We start from the raw sequence: 25,731 nt of genomic DNA, 5'->3' as shown, positions 1-25,731 counted from the left end.
GCGCAGCGGCCCCCTCGGGGGGCAGGGAGCTACACGCAGTGAGCGACCGTGGGGGCCATATTCTCAGGCTACTCTGCAGATCTTCAGCATGTTGGTGCCACCGGGCGCGCCCATGGGCTCGCCGCAGGTGATGGCGTAGACGTCGCCGCTTTGCACGATATTGCGGCGCAGCAGGTGGCCTTCGGCCTGTTCGAGCGCGGTGTCGCGGTCGGCGCTGGTGTCCATCAGCAGGGGGCGCACGTTGCGGTACAGCGCCATCTTGCGCTGCGTGGCCAGGCGCGGCGTGAGCGCGTAGATAGGCACGCGGATGTCGTGGCGGCTCATCCACAGAGGGGTGGAGCCGCTGTCGGTCAGCGCGACGATGGCCTTGGCGCCCAGGTGGTGGGCGGTGAACAGCGCGCCCATGGCGATGGACTGGTCGATGCGGCTGAAGGTCTTGCCGGAGAAATCGCCTTCCAGCTCCTTGTATTCGGCCTTCTCGGCTTCCTCGCAGATCTTGGCCATTTCCTCGACGGTCTCCAGCGGGTACTTGCCGGCGGCGGTCTCGGCGCTGAGCATCACCGCGTCGGTGCCGTCCAGCACCGCATTGGCGACGTCGCTGACCTCGGCGCGCGTGGGCACCGGGTTGACGATCATGGACTCCATCATCTGCGTGGCGGTGATGACAACCTTGTCGCCGGCGCGCGCCATCTTGATCATGCGTTTTTGCAGCGCCGGCACGGCGGCGTTGCCGACTTCCACGGCCAGGTCGCCGCGGGCCACCATGATGCCGTCGCTGACCTGCAGGATTTCCTCGAGCTTGGGGATGGCTTCGGCGCGCTCGATCTTGGCGATCAGGCCGGGCTTGTGTTTATAGGGCGCGGCGGCCACATTGCACAGCTGGCGCGCCATTTCCATGTCGGTGGCGTTCTTGGGAAAGCTCACCGCCACATAGTCGGCCTGGAAACTCATGGCCGTCTTGATGTCTTCCATGTCCTTGGCGGTCAGCGCCGGGGCGGTCAGGCCGCCGCCCTGCTTGTTGATGCCCTTGTTGTTGGACAGCTCGCCGCCCAGCTTGACGGTGGTGTGGACTTCCTCGCCGCGCACCATATCGACAGTGAGCACGATCAGGCCGTCGTTGAGCAGCAGCACGTCGCCGGCTTTCACATCGCGCGGCAGTTCCTTGTAGTCCAGGCCCACACCCTTGAGGTCGCCGGGTTCGGTGCGGGAGGCATCGAGGATGAATTTCTCGCCGGGCTCGAGCTGGACCTTGCCTTCGGCGAACTTGCCGACGCGTATTTTGGGGCCCTGCAGGTCGGCCATGATGGCGACTTCGCGGCCGGCGCGCTGGGCGGCTTCGCGCACCAGCTGGGCCCGGTCCACATGGTCCTGGGCCGTGCCGTGGCTGAAATTGAGGCGCACCACGTTGACGCCGGCGCGGATCATTTTCTCCAGCAGTGCGGGATCGCTGGAGGCGGGTCCGAGGGTGGCAACGATCTTGGTGGCGCGACGCGGCATAGTGAATGTCTCCATGTAATTTAGTTTCCGATTTTCACACGGAAATAGTTACAGAGGCGTTACCAATTCGGCGCCCGGGGTCATCCCTGGGCCAGTGCGGCAGGAAAAGAAGACGCTCAGCCCGCGGCGCGTTTTTGCAAAATCTCGAAGGCCGGCAAGGTCTTGCCTTCCAGCACTTCGAGGAAAGCGCCGCCGCCGGTGGAGATATAACCGACCTGCTTTTCGATGCCGTACTTGGCGATCGCGGCCAGCGTGTCGCCGCCGCCGGCGATGGAGAAGGCGCTGCTTTCGGCGATGGCGCGCGCAATGCCTTCGGTGCCCTTGGCGAAGGCCTCGAACTCGAACACGCCGACCGGGCCGTTCCAGACGATGGTGCCGGCGACCTTGAGCTGCGCGGCCAGCCGCGCCGTGGTTTGCGGGCCTATGTCGAGGATCAGGTCGTCATCGGCTACGTCGGTGGCGGCTTTGACGGTGGCCGGTGCATCGGCGGCAAAAGTCTTGGCGGTGACCACGTCGGTCGGGATCGGCACTTCGGCGCCGCGCGCCTTCATGGCCTCGATCACGGCCTTGGCTTCGGCCAGCAGATCGGCTTCGGCCAGGCTTTTGCCGATCTTCAGGCCGGCGGCCAGCATAAAGGTGTTGGCGATGCCGCCGCCCACGATGAGCTGGTCCACATTGGCGGCCAGCGACTTGAGGATGGTCAGCTTGGTGGACACCTTGCTGCCGGCCACGATGGCGACCAGCGGCCGGCGCGGCGCCGTCAGCGCCTTGGAGATCGCGTCCATCTCGGCGGCCAGCAGCGGGCCGGCGCTGGCCACGGGCGCGTACTGCGCGATGCCGTAGGTGGAAGCCTCGGCGCGGTGCGCGGTGCCGAAGGCATCGTGCACAAAGATGTCGCAGAGCGCGGCCATCTTGCGCGCGAGTTCTTCGCTGTTTTTCTTCTCGCCCTTGTTGAGGCGGCAGTTCTCGAGCAGCACCAGCTGGCCGGGTTGGATCTCCACGCCGTCCACCCAGCCGGCGGCCAGCGGCACTTCGCGTTTCATGAGTTCGCCCAGGCGCTTGGCCACGGGCGCCAGCGAATCGGCCGGCTTGAACTCACCCTCAACGGGCCGCCCGAGGTGGGAGGTCACCATCACCGCGGCGCCGGCGTCCAGCGCCATCTGTATGCAGGGAATGGAAGCACGCACGCGGGTGTCTTCGGTGATGTTGCCGGCATCGTCCTGCGGCACATTGAGGTCGGCACGGATGAAGACGCGCTTGCCGGCAACTTTGCCGCTGGCGCACAGGTCGGAAAAACGGATGAAATTCATGGAAAGGCTCGCAAGGAAAGTGGAGTTTCAGGCCGGTGCCGGCCTGAGCTGCCGCAATTGTAGGCGGGCGTTTTTCCTGCAAGCCCCACTGCGAGCCGCCTTTGCGTTTGCTTACCTACCCTACCAGCCTAGATAGATATGCAGCGGCAGGTAAACCGCCATGCCGGCCAGTATGGTGCCCAGCACGCCGTGGCGCCAGTAATACCAGGCCGTGCCCGCAGCGACGGCAAAGAGGCGCGCGTCCTTCCAGGTGGCGATCAGGTGGCCCTGGCTCATCACCATTTCGGGGATGATGACGGCCGCCAGCGCGGCGATAGGCGCGTAATGCAGGCCGCGCTGGGCCCAGGCCGGCAGAGTCCAGGGCTTGTCCGACAGGAAAAAGAAGCTGCGCGTGAGGACGGTGATCGCCGTCATGCCGAGGATGGTGGCCACGGTCCAGAGGTCGGTCTGGTTCATGCGGCGTCTCCGGAAGCGGGCGCGGCCGGTTTGGCCACCGGTTTTTCCAGCAGCAGGCAGACGGCCACCGCGGCGGCGATGGCCACCAGGATATTCAGTTTGAGCGGCAGGGCGAAGGTGGCCACGGCGGCCGCGCCGGCGATGCCGGCCGACACCGCGCGCAAACGGGTGGTGGCCAGCGAGCACATGATGCCCAGCAAGGCCAGGATGCCGGCAAAACCCAGGCCCCAGGACAGCGGGATGGAGTTGGCCAGCACGATGCCCAGCAGGCTGGCGCCCACCCAGCTGACCCAGCCGGTCGCGCAGTTCCCAATCCAATAGGCTTCCTGCGCGGCAATGATCGCGGGGTCCGTGCCGGGGTGCGGGAAACGCCTGGTGAACAGCACGTAATTCAGGTCGGCCATCAGGTAACCGTAGCCCAGGCGCTTCCAGAGGCTCTGGTGCATGACATAAGGCCGCAAATGCGCGCTGAACACCATAAAGCGCAGATTGACGCAGAACGCGGTGGCCAGAATCACCCACATCGGGGCACCGGCGACGATGAGCGGAAGAGCCGCCAGCTGTGAGCTGCCGGCAAATACGAGGATGGCCATCAGCAGCACCTCAACGAGGCTCATGCCCGACTTGACCATGGCCACACCCGTCATCAGGCCCCAGGCCGCGATGCCGGGCGCGACCGCCGCCATGTCGTTGACGCCCGCCCGGAAATCCGGGTGATTGAATAATCTCTTCACAAAATCCTCATTCCTGTTGCTCTGCCGGCGCCTGGCTGAACACCATGCCGGGCCGGATGTCGAAGCCGCGCAAAAAGTCGGCCGCATCCAGCGCCTTGCCACCGGCTTTTTGCAGGCGGCTCACGCGCAGCACGCCGTCCACCGTGGCGATGTCTATGCCTTGCGCGCCGGCGGCCAGCACTTGGCCGGCCTCGGTATTGGCGGGCCGCGCCGCTTCGGCCAGGATTTCGGCGCGCCAGAACTTCAGGGTCTGGCCCACCAGCACGCCGGCCGCGCCCGGAAAGGGGTTGAAAGCACGGATTCGGCGTTCCAGAACAGCGGCGCTTTGCGTCCAGTCCGTCATGGCCTCATGTTTTTCAATCTTGTGGGCATAGGTCACGCCCTCGGCCGGCTGGGGCGTGGCGGCCAAGCCGCCGCAGGCCGCCAGTTCCAGCGCCTCGACGACAAGCCGCCCGCCCAGTTCGGCCAGCCTGTCATGCAGCGAAGCCGTGGTGTCCTGCGCGGCGATCGGCAGCTTGTCCACCAGCAGCATGTCGCCGGTGTCCAGCCCGGCATCCATTTGCATGATGGTGATGCCGGTTTCCGCATCGCCGGCCTCGATGGCGCGGTGAATCGGCGCCGCGCCGCGCCAGCGCGGCAGCAGCGAAGCGTGGATATTCAGGCAGCCCAGCCGGGGCACGTCCAGCACCCATTGCGGAAGGATCAGCCCATAAGCGGCAACCACCATGACGTCCGCTTTGGCGGCCAGGATGGCCTCGCGGGCTGAAGCCGCGTCATCGGGGAATTTGCCGTCCAGCCGCAGGCTGCGCGGCTGGGCGACGGGAATGTGGTTGCTTGCCGCCCATTGTTTGACGGGGGAAGCCTGCAGCTTCATGCCGCGGCCGGCGGGGCGGTCGGGCTGGGTCAGGACCAGGGGGATCTCAAAACCGGCTGCGTGCAATCTTTCGAGGGCCACGCGGGCGAACTCAGGGGTACCGGCAAATATAACGCGCATGGCGCCTGATTCTAAAGACCCCTGGGGAAATCCCGGGGTTGCGGCGGCAAAGCCCCGCGTATCGCGCAATCCAGCCGTGAACGCTCAGCCAGCGGACTCGCGTTCCTCGTCCTTTTTCTGCTTGATCATCTTGGTCTTGATGCGGTTGCGCTTCAACGGAGACAGGTATTCGACAAACACCTTGCCCAGCAGGTGGTCCATTTCATGCTGGATGCAGACCGCCAGCATGCCCTCGGCCTCATACACCTGGGATTTTCCGTCCAGGTCCAGGGCCTGGACCTTGATCGACGTCGAGCGCTCCACGCCGTCATAAATGCCGGGCACGGACAGGCAGCCTTCGTCGCCGACACGCTTTTCCTCGCTGGCCCAGAGAATTTCAGGGTTGATCAGCACCATGGGCTGGTTGCGCTCTTCGCTCACGTCAATCACGATCAGGCGCTCGTGCACATTGACCTGGGTGGCGGCCAGGCCTATGCCGGAAGCCTCGTACATGGTTTCAAACATGTCATCGGCCAGCTTGCGCAGGCGTGCATCGACGGCGGCCACAGGTTTGGCCACTGTATGCAGGCGGGGATCGGGGTAACGAAGAATGGTCAGCTGGCTCATGGGGGAAAGCAAGGGGAAATGAAGGCCCGAGGGGGAGATGTCGCTATTTTCGCCACTTTTCTCGGTTTTTCGGCATCCTGATATTCCCAGAATCGCGTATTCGTTGCTTAATCAAGGGCTTAGGTACAAAATCGTTAGTAATTTATCAAGATATGACACGGCCTTTTCCGTCTGATTCCGCTGCGGATCGCGCCGTGCCAATCCCCTAAAAGCGCCGAAGGCCTACAAAGATGCAAACAATTTTTGGTCGTTTCAGTCAAATTTCAATAGCCGCCACCGCCCTCCTGGGTATCGCCGGCGGCCTGCATGCCCAGAATTTCCCCATCACACCGGGCCAAAAAGCAACAGCCGCCCAGGTGGCCCAGGCCGGGGTCCCTCTCAGCGAACTGGCGCCCAATGCGCCGGACGAATACACGGTCAAGCGCGGCGACACACTGTGGGCCATCTCGGGCATGTTCCTCAAAAGCCCATGGCGCTGGCCGGAACTGTGGGGCATGAACCTGCAGGACATCCGCAACCCGCACCGTATCTACCCCGGGCAGCACCTGTACCTGGACAAAACCGGCGGCCGCGCCACCCTGCGCACGCGCCAGGCCTCCAGCGACGGCCCACCGACCGACACGGTGCGCGTGTCGCCCCGCACCCGCTATGAGTCCCTGGCCGACAACTCCATTCCCACGCTCTCGCCCAACGCCATCGAGCCCTTCCTCTCGGAAGCCGTCCTGGTGGACGACGCGACCTTTTCCAGGGCTCCCCGCATCGTCGCTGCCCAGGAAGGCCGCGTGCTGCTCAGCCGTGGCGACCGTGCCTATGCGCGCGGCGAATATGTGGGCGGGGTGGCCACCGGCACCCCTCTGAGCGATGCCAAAGATCAGCCGCTGGACTACCGCGTCTACCGTAATGCCACGCCCCTGAAAGATCCAACCACCCAGCAAATCCTGGGCTATGAGGCGCAATACATCGGCAAGGCCGAATTGATACGCGGCGAATCCGTCATGCAGGTGGCGGGCAAGGACGGCAAGCCGCAACCGGAAATCGTGCCGGCCACGATTGACATCGTCGCCACCAAGGAAGAAATGCGGGTCGGAGACCGCCTGCTTCCCGACCCGCCCCGGGAGCTGGTCAGCTACGTCCCGCACGCACCGGCGACCCCGGTCACGGGCCAGATCGTGTCGATTTACGGCAGCGCCGTGGCGAACGCGGCGGAAAACCAGGTCGTGGTGATCAACCGCGGCGCCAAGGACGGTCTGGAACGCGGCCACGTCATGGCCATCCTCAAGGACGGCGAGCGGCTGGCCGACAAGACCGACAGCGCGCGGCCGCAAATCAAGCTGCCCAATGAGCGCAACGGCCTGATGATGGTGTTCCGCACCTTCGACAAGCTCTCCTACGCGCTGATCCTGCAGATCACCGACGGCGTGAAGGTCGGCGACCGCTTCACCAACCCGAACTAAGGGCGCTGCCTGCGGCCGGGCGCGCCGCGGTGCGGCCCACCGGCAGCGGCCTCCCTGCCCGTCCAGACCGACGTGGATACCCAAGAGCTGCAGGCCTGGTTACGGCTGACGCTTTCCCCCGGTGTAGGAAACGACACCGCGCGCAAGCTGCTGGCCGCTTTTGGCTCGGCGCAAGCCGTCTTTGGCCAGAGTGCGGCCGCCCTCAGGCAACTCGGCACCGAAAAGCTGGCTAAAGCCATCCTGGAAGAGCCGCCGGCGCTGGCGGCCCAGCTGCAGCTCACCCTCGAGTGGCTGCAGGCCGGCGACGACAGGCAGGTTGCCACACTGGGCGACACCGCCTACCCGGCGGCCCTGCTCGACATCGAAGACCCGCCCCTGATGCTTTACATGCTGGGCACGCTGGCCGCAAAGCCGTCGACGGCACCCCACATCGCCATCGTGGGCAGCCGCAACCCGACGCCGCAGGGTGAAGCCAATGCCCGGCAGTTCGCCAAGGCCTTCGGCCGCGCAGGGCTTTGCGTGGTGTCGGGGCTGGCCCTGGGTGTTGACGGCGCGGCGCACGACGGCGCCCTGCTGGGCGGCGGCGAGACGATTGCGGTGGTGGGCACCGGACTGGACAGGGTCTATCCCAAAAAACATCTCGCGCTGGCGCACCGGATCGCGCAGCAGGGCATGATCGTCAGCGAGTTTCCCCTCGGCACGCCGCCGCTGGCGGCCAATTTCCCGCGGCGCAACCGCATCATTTCGGGCCTGTCCCGCGGCACCCTGGTGGTGGAGGCCGCGCTGCAATCGGGCTCGTTGATCACGGCGCGACTGGCGGCCGAGCAGGGCAAGGAGGTCTTTGCGATTCCCGGCTCCATTCACTCGCCCCAGTCACGCGGCTGCCACGCGCTGATCAAGCAGGGCGCCAAGCTGGTGGAAGTGGCGCAGGATGTCCTGGAAGAGCTCAAACTCTCCACCGCAGTCCGGGTGCCCGGCGGCGATGATGCGGCGGCCGAGCCGCACGCCGCTGATCCGCTGGTCGCGGCCCTGGGCTTTGACCCCGTGAGCCTGGACGCCTTGCAGGCGCGCACCGGGCTGGACACCCCGCGGCTGCAAGCCGGCCTGCTGGAGCTTGAGCTGTGCGGGCAGGTGGTGCGCCTGCCTGGCGGGCTGTTCCAGCGCCTGGCCGCTGGTTAAGGTCAGCCGGGCCTGCGGATTTTCCGCGCGCCGCAAACCCCGGCCGGAGGTTTGACACGGGCGGCGGCATCTGCGTTATATTGGGTGCATGTTTGAAGTACTGGTGTACGTCTACGAGAATTACTGGCAAGGTGACGCTTGCCCCGAACTCCACCGACTGAGCCGCAAACTTACCGCGGCGGGATTCGACGCCGAAGAAATCCAGGCGGCCCTTGTCTGGCTCGACGGCCTGAATGTCGCGGCCCAGGGCACGCAGATCAGCCTGCCGGCCAAAGCCCCGCAGGCAAGCGGTGAATCCCCCGCAAGCGCTCCCGCCATCCAGCAGCAATCGGCCGCCAGCCTGCGCGTGTACTCCGTCGCCGAGCAGGTGCACCTGGGCGCGCAAAGCCTGGGTTTTGTGAGTTTTCTTGAGTCCTCCGGCGTGCTGCCGCCACACATGCGCGAGATCGTCATAGACCGCGCCATGGCGGCCCCCGGCGACCCGGTGACGCTGGACGACCTCAAAATCATCGTCCTCATGGTGTACTGGAGCTTTGGCGAAGAGCCCGACGCGCTGGTGCTCGACGAACTGTGTGACGACACGGAGTTCCGCCTGGCCCACTGAGCGCTGAACGCCGCGTGCCCGCGGCCGGCCCCGCGCGCCGGGGGCCTCTGCCCCAATGTGAAAATTAAAGGCCTAGCCCAGCAGGCGCTCGGGATTGGCGTCCAGCTTGGCCAGCGCATCGCGCGTGGCGCGCACCGTCAGCGCCTCTTCTTCCGTCGGCACCAGCAAGCCCGCCTGCAGGTAGGCGGCCAGGCGGCGCGCCTGGATCAGGAAATTGCGGCCGTCGGCGGAGGCGAACAGGTGCAACTGCTTGCGGCCGCTGCACCAGGCGAACTGCACGTGGCTGACCTTGCCGTTGTGGTCCAGGCTGAACCAGGAACCCAGTTGCAGCTCCCTGGCCCAGGCACGCATGGCCTCGGTGGGGTGGCTGCCGCCGTCGGCGATCACCTCAATGTCGGTGGCGTCTATGCCTATCATGGTCACCAGGCTGTCGGTGTCCAGAGGCAGGTCCCCAACATCCTCATCGGACAGGTAATCCTCGAGGTTGGTCAGGCGCTTGGCCATGGCCTCCACCTTCTCCACCGGAATGGCCTCGGTCTTGGACATGAAAGCATCGGCCAGCGTATCGCTGATGATTTTCAGGTGCACGTCCTGGTCGGCGACACTCAGACCCAGCATGGACATCCCCAGGCGCAGCAGCTGCAGCAACTTGGGCAGGTCGGCGATGACGCGCGCGCGGTCATTGCGGTTGGGCTTGGCGCTGGCCGCCCATACCAGGTCGACGGCGGCCCGCTTGAGCGTGAGGGTTTCTTCATGCTGCGGGCCGTTCTTCATGGCGGCGATCGCCAGCACCTCGGCCCATACCTTGAACAGGAACTCGCGGATTTCATCGCGCACCGACATGTCATTGAGCATGTTGCGCATCTCAATGGTGTACTGGATGGTCATGGTCTCTTTTTGCTCGACCTGCTGGGCCACGCTCACCACGCGGGCGGCGTTGCCGTGCTCCGAAAGAAACCGGGACAGGAATTTGTCGAATTCATCGTAGACGAGCTGGAACACCCGGCGACCGGTTTCGGGATATTGCTCAATCACCTGCACAACGCGCTTGATCTCGGCTTCCAGCACGCCGCCAGCCACCGTGACGTCGAAGCCAAGCACGCACGAGCCCATGCGGTCTATCAGCCGGCGCGCGGGATGCTGCAGGGACTCGAAAAATTCAGGTTCGGAAATCGCCACGCGCAGCACCGGCATCTGCAGGCGCGCGAACCAGACACGGATCACCGCGGGAATCCGGTCTTCCGCGAGGATGCTCTGGAACATCAGGGCGACGATTTCGATCGTCGCCTTTTCGGAGGAGGTGGACGCGGCCTCCTTGAGCTTGGTGGTGCGTTCGCGCAAGACGCCGACGGCGTGGTCCACCTGCGCCTGGCCGTAGACCTGTCCCGGCGCATCCACCAGCAGCGTGCGTTCTCCGCCGGTTTCCTGCACGCGCTCCACATGGGCCATGGCCTGCGCCAGCTGCGGCGAGGCCTGGCTGGGCCGCGTATCGTCGAAGCCCGCCGCCTGGTTTGACAGCAGGCGCTTGAGTTGCCCCATCACGCCCTGGGCGCGCATGCGCGCCCGGGCCAGGGGCGTGGTCGCGGTCTGCAGGCGGGTTTCGTCGTACACCCCCTGGCCGGGACCCGTGGTGGCTTCCGGGCCTTTTGCGGAATGAGGCTGGCCGGTGCTTGCAGCGCCATTGCCGGCGTTGCCGATGCCGCCCTGAGAACCCGGGCCGGCCGCGCTGCCCGTAAAGCGGCCGCCACCCGGACCGCCGCCGGCCGCGGCACCTGCTGCGCTTCGCGCAACGCCGCCTGCGCCGCCATAAGCCGCGCCGCCCCCCGAAGCACCGCCGCCGGAGCCACCTCCCCGGGCAACGCCGCCACGGCCACCACCCATGGAAGCCGGGCCTCGGCCGCCGGATAAGGACGGGCCCGCGCCACCTGTGGGCTCGCCATAAGAGGCTGAGGCGTTGCCGCCGCCAGCCCCTCCATAGGCACCGCCGCCGCCCATGCCGGAGCCGGCCGGACCGCCCTCGCCCTGCGGATCTCTTCGTCTTTGCGCTTCGGGTGCCGTTTTGGCCGGCGCACCGGTGCCGGCAGCCGAGGGCGTGCGCTTGACCAGCGGCCTCAGGTCGATTTCGGCCATCACGCCCTGCTGCACCAGGAATTCGTTGGTGGCATGGTAGATTTCGAGCAAGTGCTCGCCCATGTCCTTCTGGATGCCGCTCTGGACCGCGAGCCAGACCTCGCGCGGCAGGCCGGCCTTGCCCCACTGCTCCACCAGGTGCTGGGCGAGCACTTCGGGCCGCAGGATGTCCTGCTTGTGGAGTTCGGTGATCCCCTCCAGGTTCTGGATGCGCAAACGAAGGTCATTGAGCTCCCAGCTCGCGAAATCGAGCAGGCGCAGCGCAAGGCGTGAGGCGAGGATCTTGTCCTCCATCACGTCGTTGTCCATCAATTCGAATTTCCCGCTGTCCAGGAAGCGGGCCGGTGAGTTGACGGCGGGAATAGCCTGCGCGTTGGCCCAGGCGGCGGTGGTGCCGCGGACCCAGACATCGCCGCTTTTCTGGAAGGCCAGCCAGCCGTCCCGCCGCTCCTGCATGTCGCGGGCGCTGCCCGGCTGGTCGACCAGCGCGGACAGCTTGTCTTGAATGGTTTTGGCCAGCGCGGGCAATATCCGTGCTGCACGCTCCGTAAACAGCGCGCGAGCCTGCTCGACAAGAAGACTGTTATTTTTGTTGCTTGGCACGACCGCCCTGGGTGATTAGCCTATAGCTTACACCGTAGCCCCTGCGTTGGGGTCATTCGGATCTTCGCCTTTTTTGGCCGGCGCCTTGACCAGGTCTTCCCGCTTGATGCCCAGCCACATCGCGATCGCGGCGGCCACAAAAACCGAGGAATAAATACCGAACAGGATGCCTATGGTCAGCGCCAGGGCGAAGTAAAACAGTGTCGGGCCGCCGAACAGCAACATGGACAACACCATGATCTGGGTCGAGCCGTGGGTGATGATGGTGCGGCTGATGGTGGAAGTGATCGCGTTGTCGATGATCTCTATGGTGTTCATCTTGCGGTAACGGCGGAAGTTCTCGCGGATCCGGTCGAAGATCACCACCGACTCATTGACGGAATAGCCCAGCACCGCTAGCACGGCGGCCAGCACGGCCAGCGAGAACTCCCACTGGAAGAACGCGAAGAAGCCCAGGATGATGACGACGTCGTGCAGGTTGGCGATGATGGCCGCCACCGCGTACTTCCATTCAAAACGGAAGGCCAGGTAGACCATGATGCCGAACACCACCATGGCCAGCGCCTTGAGCCCGTCGTGGGCCAGCTCCTCGCCGACCTGCGGGCCGACAAACTCCGTGCGGCGCAGCGTCACCTCCGGGCTGGCGGCTTTGAGCGCCGCGAGCACCTTGTCGCTCTGCTGGGCGGTGCTCACGCCCTTCTGGGCTGGCAAGCGGATCATCACGTCGCGCGAAGTACCGAAGTTCTGCACCTGCACGTCGCTGAATCCCAGGCCGGCCACGGTGTCGCGGATCTTGCCGACGTCGGCGGCCTGGGTGTAGTTCACCTCCATCAGGGTGCCGCCGGTGAACTCCACCGACAGGTGCAGGCCGCGCGTGATCAGGAAGAAGACGGCCAGCGCGAAGGTCGCAAAACTGATGACATTAAAAATCAGGGCATGCCGCATGAACGGGATGTCGCGCCGGATTTTGAAGAATTCCATCTGGGGTCCTTGGGAAACTCGGGAGAAAAGGCCGGGATTATTTGGTTGCCACGGCGCCGGAGGCGGCGGGCCGCCACACGGTGCCGATGGAGACCGACTTGAGCTTTTTCTGGCGGCCGTACCAGAGGTTCACCAGGCCGCGCGAGAAAAACACCGCCGAGAACATGCTGGTCAGGATGCCTATGCAGTGCACCACCGCGAAGCCGCGCACCGGGCCGGAACCGAAGGCCAACAGCGCCAGGCCGGCAATCAGCGTCGAGATATTGGAGTCCAGGATGGTGGCCCAGGCCCGCTCGTAGCCCGCGTGGATGGCCGCCTGCGGCGACGAGCCGTTGCGCAGCTCCTCACGCACGCGTTCGTTGATCAGCACGTTGGAGTCGATGGCCATGCCCAGCGCCAGCGCCATGGCCGCCATGCCGGGCAACGTCAGGGTCGCCTGCAGCATGGACAGCACCGCCACCAGCAGCAGCAGGTTGACGGCCAGCGCCAGGCCGGAGAACAGGCCGAACAGCATGTAATAGGCGGCCATGAAGGCCACGATCACGACAAAGCCCCAGGACACGCTGTGAAAGCCCTTGGAAATATTGTCGGCGCCCAGGGTCGGGCCTATGGTGCGCTCCTCGATGATCTCCATGGGCGCGGCCAGCGAGCCGGCGCGCAGCAGCAGCGCCAGGTCATTGGCCTCGACGACGCTCATGGAGCCCGAAATCTGAAAGCGGTTGCCGAGTTCGCCCTGGATGACGGGCGCGGTCAGTACCTCGCCCTTGCCTTTTTCGAACAGCAAAATGGCCATGCGCTTCTTCAGGTTCTCGCGGCTGGTGTCGCGCATGATGCGCCCGCCCTTGGCGTCGACCGTGAGGTCCACCTTGGGCTGCTGGCTCTGCGAGTCAAAGCCGGGCTGCGCGTCCGTCAGGCTTTCGCCGGTCAGGATCACCTGTTTCTTGACGATCACAGCCTGGCCGTTGCGCTCAAAAAAGCGCTCATCGCCGAAAGGAACGGCGCCGGTATTGTTCGCGGCGGCGCGGGCTTCCGCGCTGTCGTCCACCAGGCGCATTTCCAGGGTGGCGGTGCGGCCCAGGATGTCCTTGGCCTTGGCCGTGTCCTGCACGCCGGGCAGTTGCACCACGATGCGGTCTATGCCTTGCTGCTGGATCACCGGCTCGGCAACGCCCAGCTCGTTGATGCGGTTGTGCAGCGTCACGATGTTCTGCTTGAGCGCCTGGTCCTGGATGCGGCGCGCGGCTTCAGGCTTGATGGAGGCCGTCAGTTTGTATTCCGTGCCGTCCGGCGCATCAACGGTCTGCAGGTCGGCGAACTGGTCCTGGATCAGTCCCTTGGTGGAGGCCAGGGTGGCGGAGTCTCGCAGCCTGATTTCAATGGCCTGGCCGTTGCGGCTGATGCCGCCGTGGCGGATGTTTTTCTCGCGCAGGGACAGGCGGATGTCGCCGGCCAGGGACTCGGCGCGTTTGGTGAGCGCCGCCTGCATGTCCACCTGCAGCATGAAGTGCACGCCGCCGCGCAGGTCCAGCCCCAGGTACATCGGGAAAGCGTGCAGCGATGTCAGCCAGGCGGGCGAGCGCGACAGCAGATTGAGCGCGACCACATAGGCCGGGTCGTTCGCGTCGGGCGCCAGAGCTTTCTGGATGGCGTCCTTGGCCTTGAGCTGCGTGTCGGTGTCGCCGAAACGCGCCTTGATCGAACTGCCCTCGAGCGTGATGGCGTCGGCCGCGATGCCGGTGTCCTTGAGAGCCTGCTCGACTTTGGCCAGCGTCGTGCTGTCGACCTTGACGGTGGATTTGCTGCTGGACACCTGCACCGCGGGCGCTTCGCCGAAGAAATTGGGCAGCGTGTACAAAGCCGCGATCAGCAGCGCGACCACGATGATGGCGTACTTCCAGGCCGGATAACGATTCATGGGAGGGCTGTTCCTGGTGGACAAATGAACAAAAGGGGCGCCCGCATCAAGCCGCAGCAGCCCCGATATACCAAAAAGCCCTGCGAATCCCCACAGGGCCTTGAAGACTTACTTGGCCGTGCTGATCGCGCCCTTGGGCAGGACCTGGATGATGGCGCTGCGCTGCAGCTGCACTTCGACGCCGGGGGCCAGTTCCAGGGTCAGGTAAGCGTCGCCCAGCTTGGTCACCTTGCCGAGCAGGCCGCCGGCCGTTGCGACTTCATCGCCCTTGGCCAGCGCGTCGATCATGGCGCGGTGCTCTTTCTGCTTTTTCATCTGCGGGCGGATCATGACGAAATACAGCACCACAAACATCAGCACCAGGGGCAGCATGCCCGTCAGCGAGGACATCATGTCACCACCGGCGGCTGCAGCGGGAGCGGTTTGGGCAAAGGCGGAAGAAATGAACACGGCTAACTCCACAACATAATAAAAACACACTGGCGCGCGCGCCGTCCAGCACGGACGGCGTACGGAGTCCACGATTGTATGCGGCGGGGCAAGCGCCCCAAGGGGTAACTGGCGCGCGCCAGGGGCTTTTCAAGCCGGGTTTACGCGCAAAGGGCCGTCGCGGGCTTTGCCGCGGCGGCCCTTACAGGCAAGAAAGGGGCGAAGCCGACTCAGGCCGCTTTCCGCTGGACGGTAGATCCGGGGCTACGAAAGGCTTGCATCAAGGCGGCCCACTGCGGCCGCGCGGCGGCCAGGTGGCGGGCCTTGACATGGCCGTAACCCTTGATCATTTCGGGAATCCGGGCGATTTCCAGCGCGGTGGCATGGTTTTCGGCCGTCAGCCCCGCCAGCACTTCCGAAAGACTGGCCTTGTATTCCTCGATCAGGGCGCGCTCGGTGCGCCGCTCTTCGGTGCGGCCGAACACATCCAGCGGCGTGCCGCGCAGGCCCTTCAGGCGCGCCAGCACCTTGAACGCGCCCAGCATCCAGGGGCCGAACTGCTTCTTTTGCAGCTCGCCTTTGTCGTTTTTGGCGGCGATCAAGGGCGGCGCCAGGTGGTAATGCAGCTTGAAGTCGCCTTCGAACATGGCGTTGACCTTGCCCAGGAAGGCCGTATCGGTGTGCAGCCGCGCCACTTCATACTCGTCCTTGTAGGCCATCAGCTTGAACAGGTAGCGCGCCACGGCTTCAGTCAGCGTCGTCTTGCCCAGCACCGCCTCGGCGCCCCGCACTTGTTCGACAAAGGACTGGTAGGCCTGGGCGTAGGCGGCATTCTGGTAGGCCGTCAAAAAGTCCACCCGTTTCGCCAGCATTTCGGCCAGGGCCGGCTTTTTCACGAATTCGATAACCTGCGCCGCCTTGAACAGCGCCCGCACCGAGGCCAGGTCGTGCGCGCAGCGACGGCCCCATTCAAAGGCCGCCTTGTTGTTGTCGACTTGCACGCCGTTGAGCTCGATGGCCCGCATCAGCGCGGCATGCGACAGCGGCACACGCCCCTTTTGCCAGGCAAAGCCCAGCATCAGTGGGTTGGTGTAAATCGAGTCGCCCACCAGTTGCACCGCCACCTCTTCGGCATCGAAGCTGCCCAGCAAGTCAGCGCCCACTGCGGAGGTCACGGCGCTTTCGCAATTGCCGCCGGGGAACTGCCAGCCCGGGTCCTTCACAAAGGCCGCCGTCGGCGTGCCGTGCGAATTCATGGCCACATAGGTGCGGCCCGGCTGCATGACGGTGAGGGTGTATTTGCTGGCCGCCACAATCGGGTCGCAGCCTATGACCAGGTCGGCCTTGGCGGTGTCCACCTTGGTGGTGTAAATCGCCTCGGGCCGGTTCGCGATCTGGATGTGGCTCCAGGTGGCGCCGCCTTTTTGCGCCAGGCCGCCCGCGTCCTGCGTGACCACGCCCTTGCCTTCCATGTGGGCCGCCATGCCCAGCAGCTGGCCTATGGTGATGACGCCGGTGCCGCCCACGCCGCCCACGACAATGCCCCAGGCGTTTTCCGCCACGGGCAACACGGGTTCGGGAACCGGCGGCAGGCTGGAGATGCCGCCCTTCTTTTCTTTCTTCGGCTTCTTCAGTTGCCCGCCCTCGACGGTGATGAAGCTGGGGCAGAAGCCCTTTACGCAGGAATAGTCCTTGTTGCAGGTGTTCTGGTTGATGCGGCGCTTGCGGCCGAATTCGGTTTCCAGCGGCTCGACCGACAGGCAGTTGGACTGCACCGAGCAGTCGCCGCAGCCCTCGCAGACCAGTTCGTTGATCACCACGCGCTTTTCCGGGTCCACCAGGGTGCCGCGTTTGCGGCGCCGGCGCTTTTCCGTCGCGCAGGTCTGGTCGTAAATGATGGCGGTCGTGCCCTTGATCTCGCGGAACTCGCGCTGGATGCGGTCCAGCTCGTCGCGGTGGTGCACCGTCACGCCTTCCAGCAGCGGCGCGCCGTCGTATTTCTGCGGCTCGTCGGTCACGATGACCAGCTTGGCCACGCCTTCAGCGCGCAGGCTTTGCATGATTTGCAGCACCGAGTGGCCTTCGGGCCGCTCGCCGACCTGCTGGCCGCCCGTCATGGCGACCGCATCGTTGTAGAGGATCTTGTAGGTGATGTTCACGCCCGAGGCGATGGCCTGGCGTATCGCCAGCAGCCCGCTGTGGAAGTAGGTGCCGTCGCCGAGGTTGGCAAAAATATGCTCATCGGTCGTGAAGGCTGCCTGGCCCACCCAGGTCACACCTTCGCCGCCCATCTGCGTGAAAGTGGAGGTGGAGCGGTCCATCCAGGTCGCCATGTAGTGGCAGCCTATGCCGGCCACGGCGCGTGAACCCTCGGGCACACGCGTGCTGGTGTTGTGCGGGCAGCCGCTGCAAAACCAGGGCGCGCGCTCGCCGGTGTCGGCCTTGGCTTCGGCCAGGGCGCGTTCGCGCGCCTCGATCACGGCCAGGCGCTCGTCCATGCGCGAAACCACGTCGGCCGGCACGCCCAGCTTTTTGAGGCGTTTGGCGATCGCCTTGGCGATGATGGCCGGCGTCAGGTCGGCCTTGGCGCGCAGCAGCCAGTTGTCGCTCGGGTTGGAGCGGCCCCATTCGCCGCCCGACTGGTCGCCTTCGGGCTCGTCGAACTTGCCCAGCACATTGGGCCGCACGTCGGCGCGCCAGTTGTACAGCTCTTCCTTGAGCTGGTATTCGATGACCTGGCGTTTTTCCTCGACCACCAGGATTTCCTGCAGGCCCTCGGCGAAGTCGCGCGTGATGGTGGCCTCCAGCGGCCAGACCACATTGACCTTGTGCAGGCGTATGCCCAGCTGGTGGCAGGTTTGCTCATCGAGCCCGAGGTCGGCCAGCGCCTGGCGCGTGTCGTTGAAGGCCTTGCCGCTGGCGATCAGGCCGAAGCGGTCCTTGGGGCCGGCGATGACGTTGTAGTTGAGCTTGTTGGCGCGGATGTACGCGAGCGCCGCATACCATTTGTAGTCCATCAGCCGGGCTTCCTGCTCCAGCGGTGCGTCGGGCCAGCGGATGTGCAGGCCGCCGGGCGGCATTTCGAAGTCTTCGGGCAGGATGATCTTCACGCGGTCCGGGTCGACCAGGATGGAGCTCGACGACTCCACGACTTCCTGTATGGTTTTCATGCCTGACCAGACACCGGAAAAACGGCTCATGGCAAAAGCATGCAGGCCCATGTCCAGGATGTCCTGCACATTGGACGGAAAGAACACCGGCAGGCCGCAGGCCTTGAAGATGTGGTCGCTCTGGTGGGCGGCGGTGGAGCTCTTGGAGACATGGTCATCGCCGGCAATCGCGATCACGCCGCCGTGTTTCGCGGTGCCCGCCATGTTGGCGTGCTTGAAGACGTCCGAGCAGCGGTCCACGCCCGGGCCCTTGCCGTACCAGATGCCGAACACACCGTCGAATTTTTTGCTTTGCGGGTACAGGTCCAGTTGCTGGGTGCCCCAGACGGCGGTGGCGCCCAATTCCTCGTTGACGCCCGGCTGGAACACGATGTTCTGCGCGGCCAGGTGTTTTTTGGCGGCCCACAGCGCCTGGTCATAGCCGCCCAGCGGCGAGCCGCGATAGCCGCTGACAAAACCCGCGGTGTTCAGGCCCGCCATGGCATCGCGCGTGCACTGCAGCATGGGCAGGCGGACCAGCGCCTGGACGCCGCTCATGAAAGCGCGGCCGTGCCCTAAGGAATATTTATCGTCAAGAGTGACGGTTTCCAGGGCCTTGCGGATGTGTTCAGGTAGGGGCGCGTTCATGTTCGTGGGTCTCCAGGACTGTTTTTAGTACCGCCTTGTGGGCGAGTTCGCGAAAGGGTCAAACCCGGTTAGGGCCAGCCCTCTATAGGCATGCAAAGTGTATGCCGCCGGCCCTGATATGTCTTTGCTTTGTTTGCCCCATTTAGCCCACTTCCAGAAAGAATCTTGCTGCAAAATGGCAAATATGGAAACATTAGACAAGTTTGACATCGCCATCCTGAATGAGTTGCAGCGCGACGCGCGGCTGACCAACACCGAACTGGCCTCGCGCGTAGGCCTGTCGGCAGCGCCCTGCTGGCGGCGCGTGCGGGCACTCGAAGAATCGGGCTTCATCACCGGCTACCGGGCCGAGATCAACCGCCACAAAATCGGGCTGGGCGTGCTGGCTTTTGTGCGGCTGGACGCCGACCGCAACAGCGGCGACGCCACGCGCCAGCTGGAGGAGGCCATCAAAAAACTGCCGGAAATCGTGTCCTGCCACTACATCAGCGGCACCGGCACTTTTGAATTGCAGGTGGTGGCGCAGGACCTGGAGGCCTTCAGCAAGTTCGCGCTGCAAAACCTGATCAACCTGCCCAATGTGAAGGACCTGCACACCAGTTTTTCCCTGGGGGAGGTCAAGGCCAGCAGCGCGCTGCCGCTCGGGCACCTGGCGTGATCACCCGGCAGGCGGGGCCGGAACCCTCCATTTGTCGACATTGATCAGGTGGCCGTTGACATTGATGTGCCACCTGCCGGCGGACACATAGGCGACGACCGTATGGCATTGCGCGGAAGGGGCGCAAAGTAAAAACTGCGCCATCCCATCCGAGGAGCTGTTTTTGAAATACCAGGACGACCACCATTTGAAGTAAAGCGGCTTGTTGGCGTCGCTTGATTTCGTGGCACGCAGGTAATCAGCCACGCCCCCCTTGGCCAAGGGAAACATTTCCGCGGAAACGATGCGGTAGGCACCGATGCCGACGCTCGCGGCATACGCGGCAACAATGCCAAAAATCCAGGCGATGACTTTTAATTTCGGGCTCATGGGCTCACGGGTTGGGGCGCGGCGCTCACGGTCTCGTGGCGTGAAACGGCAGGCAGCCGGCTGACTTCAGTACGATGTTAGCTTGCCTGGATGCAAGCGGGTACTTTATCTCCCCGTAAGGCCGCCCTTTCCTTCTTTGCCACCCTGGAGCCCGCCATGACGAAATTCCGCAATGCCATTTCCGCGCTGTCCCTGATGCCCTTCATGCTGGCCCCGGCCTGCCTGATGGCGCAGCCGGCCGGCCCCGAGGCACTGCCCATGCGCAACCTGCAGATCGAAGTACGGCAGGCCGGCAGCAGCCTGCGCTCCCAGAGTGCCTTGGGCGCGCAGGGCGGGATCGTGCTGCAGCCGGGCCGCTCGGGCGCCAATGCCCACATCACGGCCCAGGACAGCCAGCGCAGCGATACGCGCGACCTGGTGCAGCGGGTGCTGGTGCTCAACGGCCGCCCCGCCAACATCAACCTGGGCAACAGCCAGCCGCTGCGGCTGGTGCAGGGGCGCCAGGCCGCCACCGTGTTCATCGATGCCAACAGCGGTTTTTCGGCCCGGCCGCTCTGGTACGGCGGTGACAGCGTGGAGCTGGAACTGGCCGCGGGGCAGACCAGCCGCACGGGCTCGTCGCCGCTCGCGCCCTTGTCCTCGTCGTCCACCAGCACGTCGCTGAACGTGCGGCTCGGGGAATGGGTCACCGTGGCGGAGTCTGACGACGCGAGCGCCGGCAGCAGCAGCGGCATCGCCGACAGCCGGCAATCCACCCGGCGGGATGGCATGCGCGTCGAGGTTCGCCTTTCCGTTCGCTAGTCGCACACGCAGCGCGCTACGAGGGGCAACAGGGGATAACGCAGCACCGCCTCGCGCCCGCTGGCGCCCAGGCCAAATTCGGCCCGCATGCGCGGGTTGCTGTAAACCGTCTGCCGCGGCCCCTCGCCGCCGGCGTCGCGCTGGAGCACATCCTGCCCGCCGGGGCCGTCCAGCACCGCCGTGTCGTCGATGAATTTGACGCGGAACGCTATGCCGTGTTCACAGCGGTACAGCGGGCCGTCGGCCTGCCAGTTGCCGCCGGCGCAGCCGCCCAATGCCGCCGCGGCCAGCAGCGCCGCACAGATGTTCCATGGCCTGTTCATGATGACTCCAGGAAGGTGGTTTAACGCGGCCAGAGCACCCACAGCCGCAGCGGCTGGTTCATGCGCGCTGCGAGCTGGCCGGCCTCCGGCCCGGTGCCGGCGAAATAGTCGGCCCGCACCGCGCCCACGATGGCGCTGCCGGTGTCCTGGGCCAGCACCAGTTTTTGCAGGCTGCCGGCCCCGCCGCGCGAGGCCAGCCACACCGGCGTGCCGTAGGGAATGCTGCCCGGGTCGACGGCGATGGAGCGTCCCGGCGTGAGCGCCACGCCCTGCGCGCCCTTGGGGCCGAAGGCGGCGTCGAGCTCGCTCAGGGGCTGCTCCTGGAAAAAGGTGTAGCGCGGATTGCTCCAGAGCATTTGCTGCACGCGTTGGGGAGAGCTTTTTGCGGCCCAGGCCTTGGTGGATTCGACCCAGGGCGCCGTCATGCGGCCTTCGCCCTGGTCCACCAGCCATTGGGTGACGCTGCGAAAGGGCTGCTCGTTCGAGCCGGCATAGGCCACGCGCACCATGCGCTGCGAGCCGTCGGCCTCGGTCAGGCTGAGCCGGCCCGAGCCCTGGATGTGCAACGACATCGCCTCGACCGGGTCGGCCAGCCAGGCGATCTCGCGGCCGCGCAGGGCGGCCCGGGCTTCAGGCAGGGTGTCGATTTCCTGGCGCGAGTACCAGGGCTTGCGGCTGGCCAGCGAGGCCGGCGGGCGGTACAGCGGCACCTCGTAGCCGGCGCCGGCCTGGCGGCTGGCTTTGAGCACGGGCTCGTAATAACTGGTCAGCAGCCCGTCGGCCGTGCCCTGCAGGCTCTCGACCCGGTAGGGCTGCAGCCGGCTCACCATCCAGTTGCGTTGCGCTTCGGCCGAGGCAATGCTCAGGCGCCGGACTTCGGCGCACAGGGGCGCAAAAACCGGGCCCGGCCGCTCGCAGCTCTTGAGCCAAGCGTTCCAGCCCTCGAACAGCGCGTCCTCCTCAAAGCCCGGCAGCTCAGCCCAGCGCACCGCGACCCACCGGCTTTTGCCTTGCAGCATGGGCGCGGGCAAGGGGCCGGAATCGCCGGGGCGGCTGCCGGCCGCGGCGGGCTCGCCCGGTGCCGACGGAGGCGACAGCGGCGGGCTGGCGCAGGAGGCCAGCAAAGCCGTGATGGCGATAATCGTCCCCATCCGCATGGAGCGCGTGGAACGCCTTTCATGCCTGGCGCGTATCGACGGAATCCAAGGAAATGTCATGGCCTTACTTTTGCTGGAAGCCCTGGGGGCATTGCTGCTGTTGGTGTTCATTGTGTGGTGGACGATGTTTTCAGGCCGCAAGAACGGCGAACTGAAGGACCCGGAACAGCCCGCGCCCGACGCGGAGTCCGACAAGAAATAAAGGCTACAGGTTGCGCAGCAGGTTGGCGAGTTCCACCGCCGATTTAACGCCCATTTTGTCAAACACCCGCGCGCGGTGGACTTCCACCGTGCGCACGCTGATGTCCAGCTGGTCCGCGACCAGCTTGTTGGGCAGGCCGCCCACGACCAGCCGCATCACGTCGCGCTCGCGGTCGGTGAGGCCGTCGATGCGGGACTGCAGGCCGGTGGACTCGCTGTGCTGCGCCAGCGCCGCGGCGGAATGCTTGAGCGCCTGCTCGATGCGGTCCACCAGCGCGTTGTCCGAAAACGGCTTTTCGCAAAAATCAAAGGCCCCGCGCTTGACGGCGTCCACGGCAGTGGGGACGTCGGCATGGCCCGTGAGAAAAATCACCGGCAGGGTCGGCAGCAGGCCGTAGCCGATCAGTTTTTCAAACATGGCCAGGCCGCTGAGGCCGGCCATGCGCACGTCCAGCAGCAGGCAGGAGGGCGAGCGCACCTCGAAGCCCTTTGACACCCGGGCGTCGAAGGCCTCGGCGCTGTCGAAGGTTTCGCTCAGCAGGCGGCGCGAACGCAGCAGCCAGGCCAGCGCGTCGCGCACGCTGGCGTCGTCGTCAACGATGTAGACCGTGGCATTGTGAATCGGTTCCATGGCTGTCCTTCAGGCTTGCGGTGGATCGCCCTGCCGGGCCGGCGCCGCGGGCAGGGTGAAACTGAAAATCGTACCCTGCGGTTCGGCAGCCTCAAATCCGAGGAAACCACCGTGCTGTTCTATCACGGTACGGCACAGGCTGAGCCCCAGGCCCATGCCTTCTTCCTTGGTGGTGAAAAAGGGCGTGAACAGCCGCTCCGCGACGTCCCCGGCAATGCCCTCGCCGCGATCGATCACCGCGAACTCGACCCAGCGGCTGTGCGCGTTGGAAGCGGCCGGGCGTATGCGCAGGGTCAGCACCTTTTCGGCCTGCGCCGCGCCGCCGGCCGGCTGCGCGCCTTCGGCCAGGGCCTGCATGGCCTGCATGCCGTTGCGCGAGAGGTTGAGCAGCACCTGCTCGACCATGGTGCGGTCGCACAGCACGGGCTCGCAGGCTTCATCGACCTCGATCACGACGCGCACGCCGAGCTTGCGGGCCTGCAGGCTCACCAGCGGCATGATGGCGTCGAGCAGCGCGCGCGGCTGGACCGCCTCGCGCACCTGGTCGCGCCGGCGCACGAAGTCGTGCACGCTTTTGATGACCTTGCCGGCGCGTTCGGCCTGCTCGGCGATGCGGCGCATGGCCAGCTGCAGGTCTTCGGACAGCGGGGCCGGCGTCGGGGCGGCCGCGTCGGTTTCCTCCTGCAGCAGGTTGAGCGATCCGGTGGCATAGCTCGAGATGGCCGCCAGCGGCTGGTTCAGTTCGTGGCTCAGTAGCGAGGCCATTTCACCGACCATGGCCAGCCTGGCCGTGGCCTGCAGCCGGTCCTGGCTGGCGCGCGAAAGCTCCTCAACGCGGCGCTGCTCGCTCACGTCCAGGATGGCGCTCATCCAGCCGGTGTGCTTGCCCACGGCGTTGATCAGCGGCGCCTCCATGATCAGCACCGGAAAGCGCGTGCCGTCGCGCCGCATGAACACCGACTCATGGCCTTCGCGCGGCAGGTTGCTGCCCGCCAGCCGGATTTCCTGGCGCTGCTGGTAGACGCCAGCGAGCTCCGGCGGCCAGTAGGGCGAGGGAAAGCTCTGGTTCAGCAAATCCTTGGCCTCCACGCCCACCATCTTGCAAAAAGCCGGGTTCACATAGGTGATGCGGCCCTGCAGGTCGCGCGCGCGCAGCCCGGTGAGCACCGAGTCCTCCATGGCCTTGCGAAAGGCCAGCGCCTCGCCCAGGTCGTGCTCGACCTTGAGCCTGCGCCGCATGTCCCTGGCCAGCAGGAAGAGCACCGCCATCAACGCCAGCGACATGGCGGTCACCAGCGCGGTCAGCACGTTGGGAAACAGGGCCGGTGTACCCAGCCGGCTTTCCATGCGCACGACCAGCGTATTGCCGGGCAGGTCCAGCAGCTGCTGCGCGATGTAGATGCGGTTGCCGCGCGAGGGCACGCCGTGCAGCGCCAGCCGCGTGCCGTCGGCCTCGGTAAAGGACAGGCCCACGCCGCGCGCCAGCTGCCGCCCCACCAGCTCGCCCAGGATGTCCTGCAGGGAATAGGTGGCCACGGTATAGCCCGCGAGGCGGCCGGCCACCACGATGGGCAGGCACATGTCCAGCACCTCCAGGCCCAGGCCGTCGGGCTGCGGCATGAAATAGCTGGTGGAATAGGCCGAGCCGCTCAGGCGCCGGGCCGTGGTGCAGGTCAGGGCCACGTCGGCCTGCATGCTCGTCCTGCCCAGCCGCTCGAACACCGAGGTGCGGTAGGGAGTTTCGACAAAGGCCAGCATGTCCAGCGACTCGCTACGCCATTCGAGCCGCATGATCTCGCGGTGCTCGCGCAGCACTTCGGCGGCCGGCGCATGCCATGCCCCGGGCGTGCGCTCGCCGGACTGCAGCGCCTGGAAAGTCTGGATGTTGCGCGTCAAGCCCGAGCGAATGTCGGTGACGGTTTCAGCGGCATCGTGCTCGAGCCGGCTCTGCACCATGCTGGACTCATAGCGCCCCGCCAGCCATACCAGGATGCCCAGCAAGGCCACGACCAGCGCCACCAGCAGGGCCCACAGCGCCCATCGCCGGCTGGCCCGGCTCACGTTGATGCGCGCAAACTTCACGCCCGGCGGCTCCTCACAGGACGCGGTGGCCCAAGGCCGGCAGGCGCTCGCGCACACCCCGCAGGTTGTTGCTGAGAACTTCGGCCATCACCACCCCCGCGCCCTCCTCGCGCTCGGCCAGGATCTGGCCCCAGGGATCGACGGCCATGGTGCGGCCCCAGGTATGGCGCCCGTTTTCATGGACGCCGCCCTGGGCCGCGGCCAGCACATAGGCCTGGTTTTCGATGGCCCGCGCGCGCAGCAGGACTTCCCAGTGCGCCTGGCCGGTGGTGTAGGTGAAGGCGCTGGGCACCAGCAGCACGTCGGCCGCCAGGGCGCGGTACAGCTCGGGAAAGCGCAGGTCGTAGCAGACGCTCATGCCTATGGTGTAGGCATGGCCGTCGCGCGACGCAAGCTCGAAACGCACGGGCTGCGCGCCGGGCTCCAGCACGCGCCTTTCGTCATAGTCTTCCTGGCCCTGGGCGAAGCGAAACAGGTGGATCTTGTCGTAGCGGGCTACGCTTTCCCCCGAAGGCGCGTAGGCCAGCGAGCAGTTGCGCGCGCGGCCGGGATCATCCGTGGCCATGGGCAAGGTGCCGCCCACGATCCACAGCCCCAGTTCGCGCGCCGAGCGGCTCAGGAAATCCTGGATGGGGCCTTGCCCCGGGGACTCCTGGAACTGCAGCTTGTCGGTGTCCTTGCGGCCCATGATGCAGAAATACTCGGGCAGCACCGCGAGTTCGGCGCCCTGCGCCGCGGCCTGCCCGAGCAACTGGCGAGCCACCTCGAGGTTGTCCTCGATGCGGGTGCCCGACACCATTTGAATAGCGGCTACTTTCAT

General features: G+C 65.7%; 23 protein-coding genes. 6 read left to right on the top strand and 17 right to left on the bottom strand.

What is annotated here, in order from left to right:
* Positions 1–63 precede the first annotated feature (63 nt).
* The 6 genes from pyk to def form a co-directional block, all read right to left on the bottom strand.
* Complete coding sequence (gene pyk / locus BLQ85_RS18590; protein WP_074579120.1) at positions 64–1,497, bottom strand: pyruvate kinase; 1,434 nt, start codon at positions 1,495–1,497, stop codon at positions 64–66.
* A gap of 116 nt (positions 1,498–1,613) precedes the next feature.
* A complete protein-coding gene (locus BLQ85_RS18585; protein ID WP_074579117.1) occupies positions 1,614–2,807 on the bottom strand; it encodes a phosphoglycerate kinase in 1,194 nt (397 codons plus the stop codon).
* 120 nt (positions 2,808–2,927) lie between these two features.
* A complete protein-coding gene (locus BLQ85_RS18580; protein WP_074579114.1) occupies positions 2,928–3,263 on the bottom strand; it encodes an AzlD domain-containing protein in 336 nt (111 codons plus the stop codon).
* The gene (locus BLQ85_RS18575; protein WP_074579112.1) at positions 3,260–3,949 is read right to left on the bottom strand and encodes an AzlC family ABC transporter permease; all 690 of its coding nucleotides are present in this window, start codon (positions 3,947–3,949) and stop codon (positions 3,260–3,262) included. The genes BLQ85_RS18580 and BLQ85_RS18575 overlap by 4 nt, the downstream gene beginning before the upstream one ends.
* Before the next feature lie 55 nt (positions 3,950–4,004).
* Positions 4,005–4,991 carry a methionyl-tRNA formyltransferase gene (fmt, locus tag BLQ85_RS18570; protein WP_074579110.1) on the bottom strand — a complete coding sequence of 329 codons (987 nt, stop codon included), beginning with the start codon at positions 4,989–4,991 and terminating at the stop codon, positions 4,005–4,007.
* A gap of 84 nt (positions 4,992–5,075) precedes the next feature.
* A complete protein-coding gene (gene def, locus BLQ85_RS18565) occupies positions 5,076–5,597 on the bottom strand; it encodes a peptide deformylase (protein WP_074579108.1) in 522 nt (173 codons plus the stop codon).
* 230 nt (positions 5,598–5,827) lie between these two features.
* Here def and BLQ85_RS18560 point away from each other — a divergent pair, with 230 nt between their 5' ends.
* The 3 genes from BLQ85_RS18560 (at position 5,828) to BLQ85_RS18550 (ending at position 8,834) form a co-directional block, all read left to right on the top strand.
* Complete coding sequence (locus BLQ85_RS18560) at positions 5,828–7,051, top strand: LysM peptidoglycan-binding domain-containing protein (protein ID WP_074579106.1); 1,224 nt, start codon at positions 5,828–5,830, stop codon at positions 7,049–7,051.
* A 72-nt stretch (positions 7,052–7,123) separates the two neighbouring features.
* The gene (dprA, locus tag BLQ85_RS18555) at positions 7,124–8,230 is read left to right on the top strand and encodes a DNA-processing protein DprA (protein WP_074579103.1); all 1,107 of its coding nucleotides are present in this window, start codon (positions 7,124–7,126) and stop codon (positions 8,228–8,230) included.
* Positions 8,231–8,318: 88 nt separating this feature from the next.
* Positions 8,319–8,834: a Smg family protein gene (locus BLQ85_RS18550; RefSeq protein WP_074579100.1), complete on the top strand. Its 516-nt coding sequence runs from the start codon at positions 8,319–8,321 to the stop codon at positions 8,832–8,834.
* 72 nt (positions 8,835–8,906) lie between these two features.
* Here the strand turns inward: BLQ85_RS18550 and BLQ85_RS18545 are convergent, their stop codons facing one another.
* The 5 genes from BLQ85_RS18545 to BLQ85_RS18525 form a co-directional block, all read right to left on the bottom strand.
* The gene (locus tag BLQ85_RS18545) at positions 8,907–11,567 is read right to left on the bottom strand and encodes a DUF1631 family protein (RefSeq protein ID WP_074579098.1); all 2,661 of its coding nucleotides are present in this window, start codon (positions 11,565–11,567) and stop codon (positions 8,907–8,909) included.
* A gap of 27 nt (positions 11,568–11,594) precedes the next feature.
* Positions 11,595–12,548, bottom strand: a complete 954-nt coding sequence (gene secF, locus BLQ85_RS18540; RefSeq protein ID WP_074579095.1) for a protein translocase subunit SecF — start codon at positions 12,546–12,548, stop codon at positions 11,595–11,597.
* Between the two features lie 37 nt (positions 12,549–12,585).
* The gene (gene secD / locus BLQ85_RS18535; protein ID WP_074579093.1) at positions 12,586–14,463 is read right to left on the bottom strand and encodes a protein translocase subunit SecD; all 1,878 of its coding nucleotides are present in this window, start codon (positions 14,461–14,463) and stop codon (positions 12,586–12,588) included.
* 108 nt (positions 14,464–14,571) lie between these two features.
* The gene (yajC, locus tag BLQ85_RS18530) at positions 14,572–14,913 is read right to left on the bottom strand and encodes a preprotein translocase subunit YajC (RefSeq protein WP_036839126.1); all 342 of its coding nucleotides are present in this window, start codon (positions 14,911–14,913) and stop codon (positions 14,572–14,574) included.
* A 209-nt stretch (positions 14,914–15,122) separates the two neighbouring features.
* The gene (locus BLQ85_RS18525) at positions 15,123–18,689 is read right to left on the bottom strand and encodes an indolepyruvate ferredoxin oxidoreductase family protein (RefSeq protein WP_074579091.1); all 3,567 of its coding nucleotides are present in this window, start codon (positions 18,687–18,689) and stop codon (positions 15,123–15,125) included.
* Between the two features lie 184 nt (positions 18,690–18,873).
* On the opposite strand from BLQ85_RS18525, the gene BLQ85_RS18520 reads away from it, so the two are divergent.
* The gene (locus BLQ85_RS18520) at positions 18,874–19,347 is read left to right on the top strand and encodes an Lrp/AsnC family transcriptional regulator (RefSeq protein ID WP_007870093.1); all 474 of its coding nucleotides are present in this window, start codon (positions 18,874–18,876) and stop codon (positions 19,345–19,347) included.
* On the opposite strand, the gene BLQ85_RS18515 is transcribed toward BLQ85_RS18520, so the two are convergent.
* Entirely contained in the window at positions 19,348–19,716 is a 369-nt protein-coding gene (locus BLQ85_RS18515) for a hypothetical protein (protein WP_074579089.1), read from the bottom strand.
* A 156-nt stretch (positions 19,717–19,872) separates the two neighbouring features.
* Between BLQ85_RS18515 and BLQ85_RS18510 the strand changes: the two genes are divergently transcribed.
* Entirely contained in the window at positions 19,873–20,517 is a 645-nt protein-coding gene (locus BLQ85_RS18510; RefSeq protein ID WP_254806479.1) for a hypothetical protein, read from the top strand.
* Here the strand turns inward: BLQ85_RS18510 and BLQ85_RS18505 are convergent.
* Together BLQ85_RS18505 and BLQ85_RS18500 are read right to left on the bottom strand one after the other, a co-directional pair.
* Complete coding sequence (locus tag BLQ85_RS18505; protein ID WP_074579087.1) at positions 20,514–20,840, bottom strand: hypothetical protein; 327 nt, start codon at positions 20,838–20,840, stop codon at positions 20,514–20,516. The genes BLQ85_RS18510 and BLQ85_RS18505 overlap by 4 nt on opposite strands.
* Positions 20,841–20,860: 20 nt before the next feature.
* Positions 20,861–22,108 carry a murein transglycosylase A gene (locus BLQ85_RS18500; protein WP_175456147.1) on the bottom strand — a complete coding sequence of 416 codons (1,248 nt, stop codon included), beginning with the start codon at positions 22,106–22,108 and terminating at the stop codon, positions 20,861–20,863.
* On the opposite strand from BLQ85_RS18500, the gene BLQ85_RS24630 reads away from it, so the two are divergent.
* Positions 22,056–22,199, top strand: a complete 144-nt coding sequence (locus BLQ85_RS24630; protein WP_175456146.1) for a hypothetical protein — start codon at positions 22,056–22,058, stop codon at positions 22,197–22,199. The two genes, BLQ85_RS18500 and BLQ85_RS24630, sit on opposite strands and share 53 nt — an antisense overlap.
* 3 nt (positions 22,200–22,202) lie before the next feature.
* Here BLQ85_RS24630 and BLQ85_RS18495 read toward each other — a convergent pair whose 3' ends face one another.
* From BLQ85_RS18495 to BLQ85_RS18485, 3 genes are read right to left on the bottom strand one after another with little or no spacing between them, the layout of a single operon-like run.
* Positions 22,203–22,829, bottom strand: a complete 627-nt coding sequence (locus BLQ85_RS18495) for a response regulator transcription factor (protein ID WP_007870111.1) — start codon at positions 22,827–22,829, stop codon at positions 22,203–22,205.
* A 9-nt stretch (positions 22,830–22,838) separates the two neighbouring features.
* Positions 22,839–24,911, bottom strand: a complete 2,073-nt coding sequence (locus tag BLQ85_RS18490; RefSeq protein WP_074579085.1) for a two-component system sensor histidine kinase NtrB — start codon at positions 24,909–24,911, stop codon at positions 22,839–22,841.
* 13 nt (positions 24,912–24,924) lie between these two features.
* Positions 24,925–25,731: a carbon-nitrogen hydrolase family protein gene (locus tag BLQ85_RS18485; protein WP_074579084.1), complete on the bottom strand. Its 807-nt coding sequence runs from the start codon at positions 25,729–25,731 to the stop codon at positions 24,925–24,927.

Source organism: Polaromonas sp. JS666, from assembly GCF_900103405.1.
GTDB lineage: Bacteria > Pseudomonadota > Gammaproteobacteria > Burkholderiales > Burkholderiaceae_C > Polaromonas.
This window is presented reverse-complemented; position numbering and strand designations above follow the sequence as displayed.

What these genes read in the sequence shown, in the direction of transcription:
- pyk (WP_074579120.1), bottom strand. Translation starts at nt 1,497, where the DNA reads ATGCCGCGTCGCGCCACCAAGATCGTTGCCACCCTCGGACCCGCCTCC.
- BLQ85_RS18585 (WP_074579117.1), bottom strand. Translation starts at nt 2,807, where the DNA reads ATGAATTTCATCCGTTTTTCCGACCTGTGCGCCAGCGGCAAAGTTGCC.
- BLQ85_RS18580 (WP_074579114.1), bottom strand. Translation starts at nt 3,263, where the DNA reads ATGAACCAGACCGACCTCTGGACCGTGGCCACCATCCTCGGCATGACG.
- BLQ85_RS18575 (WP_074579112.1), bottom strand. Translation starts at nt 3,949, where the DNA reads ATGGCGGCGGTCGCGCCCGGCATCGCGGCCTGGGGCCTGATGACGGGT.
- fmt (WP_074579110.1), bottom strand. Translation starts at nt 4,991, where the DNA reads ATGCGCGTTATATTTGCCGGTACCCCTGAGTTCGCCCGCGTGGCCCTC.
- def (WP_074579108.1), bottom strand. Translation starts at nt 5,597, where the DNA reads ATGAGCCAGCTGACCATTCTTCGTTACCCCGATCCCCGCCTGCATACA.
- BLQ85_RS18560 (WP_074579106.1), top strand. Translation starts at nt 5,828, where the DNA reads ATGCAAACAATTTTTGGTCGTTTCAGTCAAATTTCAATAGCCGCCACC.
- BLQ85_RS18550 (WP_074579100.1), top strand. Translation starts at nt 8,319, where the DNA reads ATGTTTGAAGTACTGGTGTACGTCTACGAGAATTACTGGCAAGGTGAC.
- secF (WP_074579095.1), bottom strand. Translation starts at nt 12,548, where the DNA reads ATGGAATTCTTCAAAATCCGGCGCGACATCCCGTTCATGCGGCATGCC.
- secD (WP_074579093.1), bottom strand. Translation starts at nt 14,463, where the DNA reads ATGAATCGTTATCCGGCCTGGAAGTACGCCATCATCGTGGTCGCGCTG.
- BLQ85_RS18525 (WP_074579091.1), bottom strand. Translation starts at nt 18,689, where the DNA reads ATGAACGCGCCCCTACCTGAACACATCCGCAAGGCCCTGGAAACCGTC.
- BLQ85_RS18520 (WP_007870093.1), top strand. Translation starts at nt 18,874, where the DNA reads ATGGAAACATTAGACAAGTTTGACATCGCCATCCTGAATGAGTTGCAG.
- BLQ85_RS18515 (WP_074579089.1), bottom strand. Translation starts at nt 19,716, where the DNA reads ATGAGCCCGAAATTAAAAGTCATCGCCTGGATTTTTGGCATTGTTGCC.
- BLQ85_RS18510 (WP_254806479.1), top strand. Translation starts at nt 19,873, where the DNA reads ATGACGAAATTCCGCAATGCCATTTCCGCGCTGTCCCTGATGCCCTTC.
- BLQ85_RS18505 (WP_074579087.1), bottom strand. Translation starts at nt 20,840, where the DNA reads ATGAACAGGCCATGGAACATCTGTGCGGCGCTGCTGGCCGCGGCGGCA.
- BLQ85_RS24630 (WP_175456146.1), top strand. Translation starts at nt 22,056, where the DNA reads ATGGCCTTACTTTTGCTGGAAGCCCTGGGGGCATTGCTGCTGTTGGTG.
- BLQ85_RS18500 (WP_175456147.1), bottom strand. Translation starts at nt 22,108, where the DNA reads ATGAACACCAACAGCAGCAATGCCCCCAGGGCTTCCAGCAAAAGTAAG.
- BLQ85_RS18495 (WP_007870111.1), bottom strand. Translation starts at nt 22,829, where the DNA reads ATGGAACCGATTCACAATGCCACGGTCTACATCGTTGACGACGACGCC.
- BLQ85_RS18485 (WP_074579084.1), bottom strand. Translation starts at nt 25,731, where the DNA reads ATGAAAGTAGCCGCTATTCAAATGGTGTCGGGCACCCGCATCGAGGAC.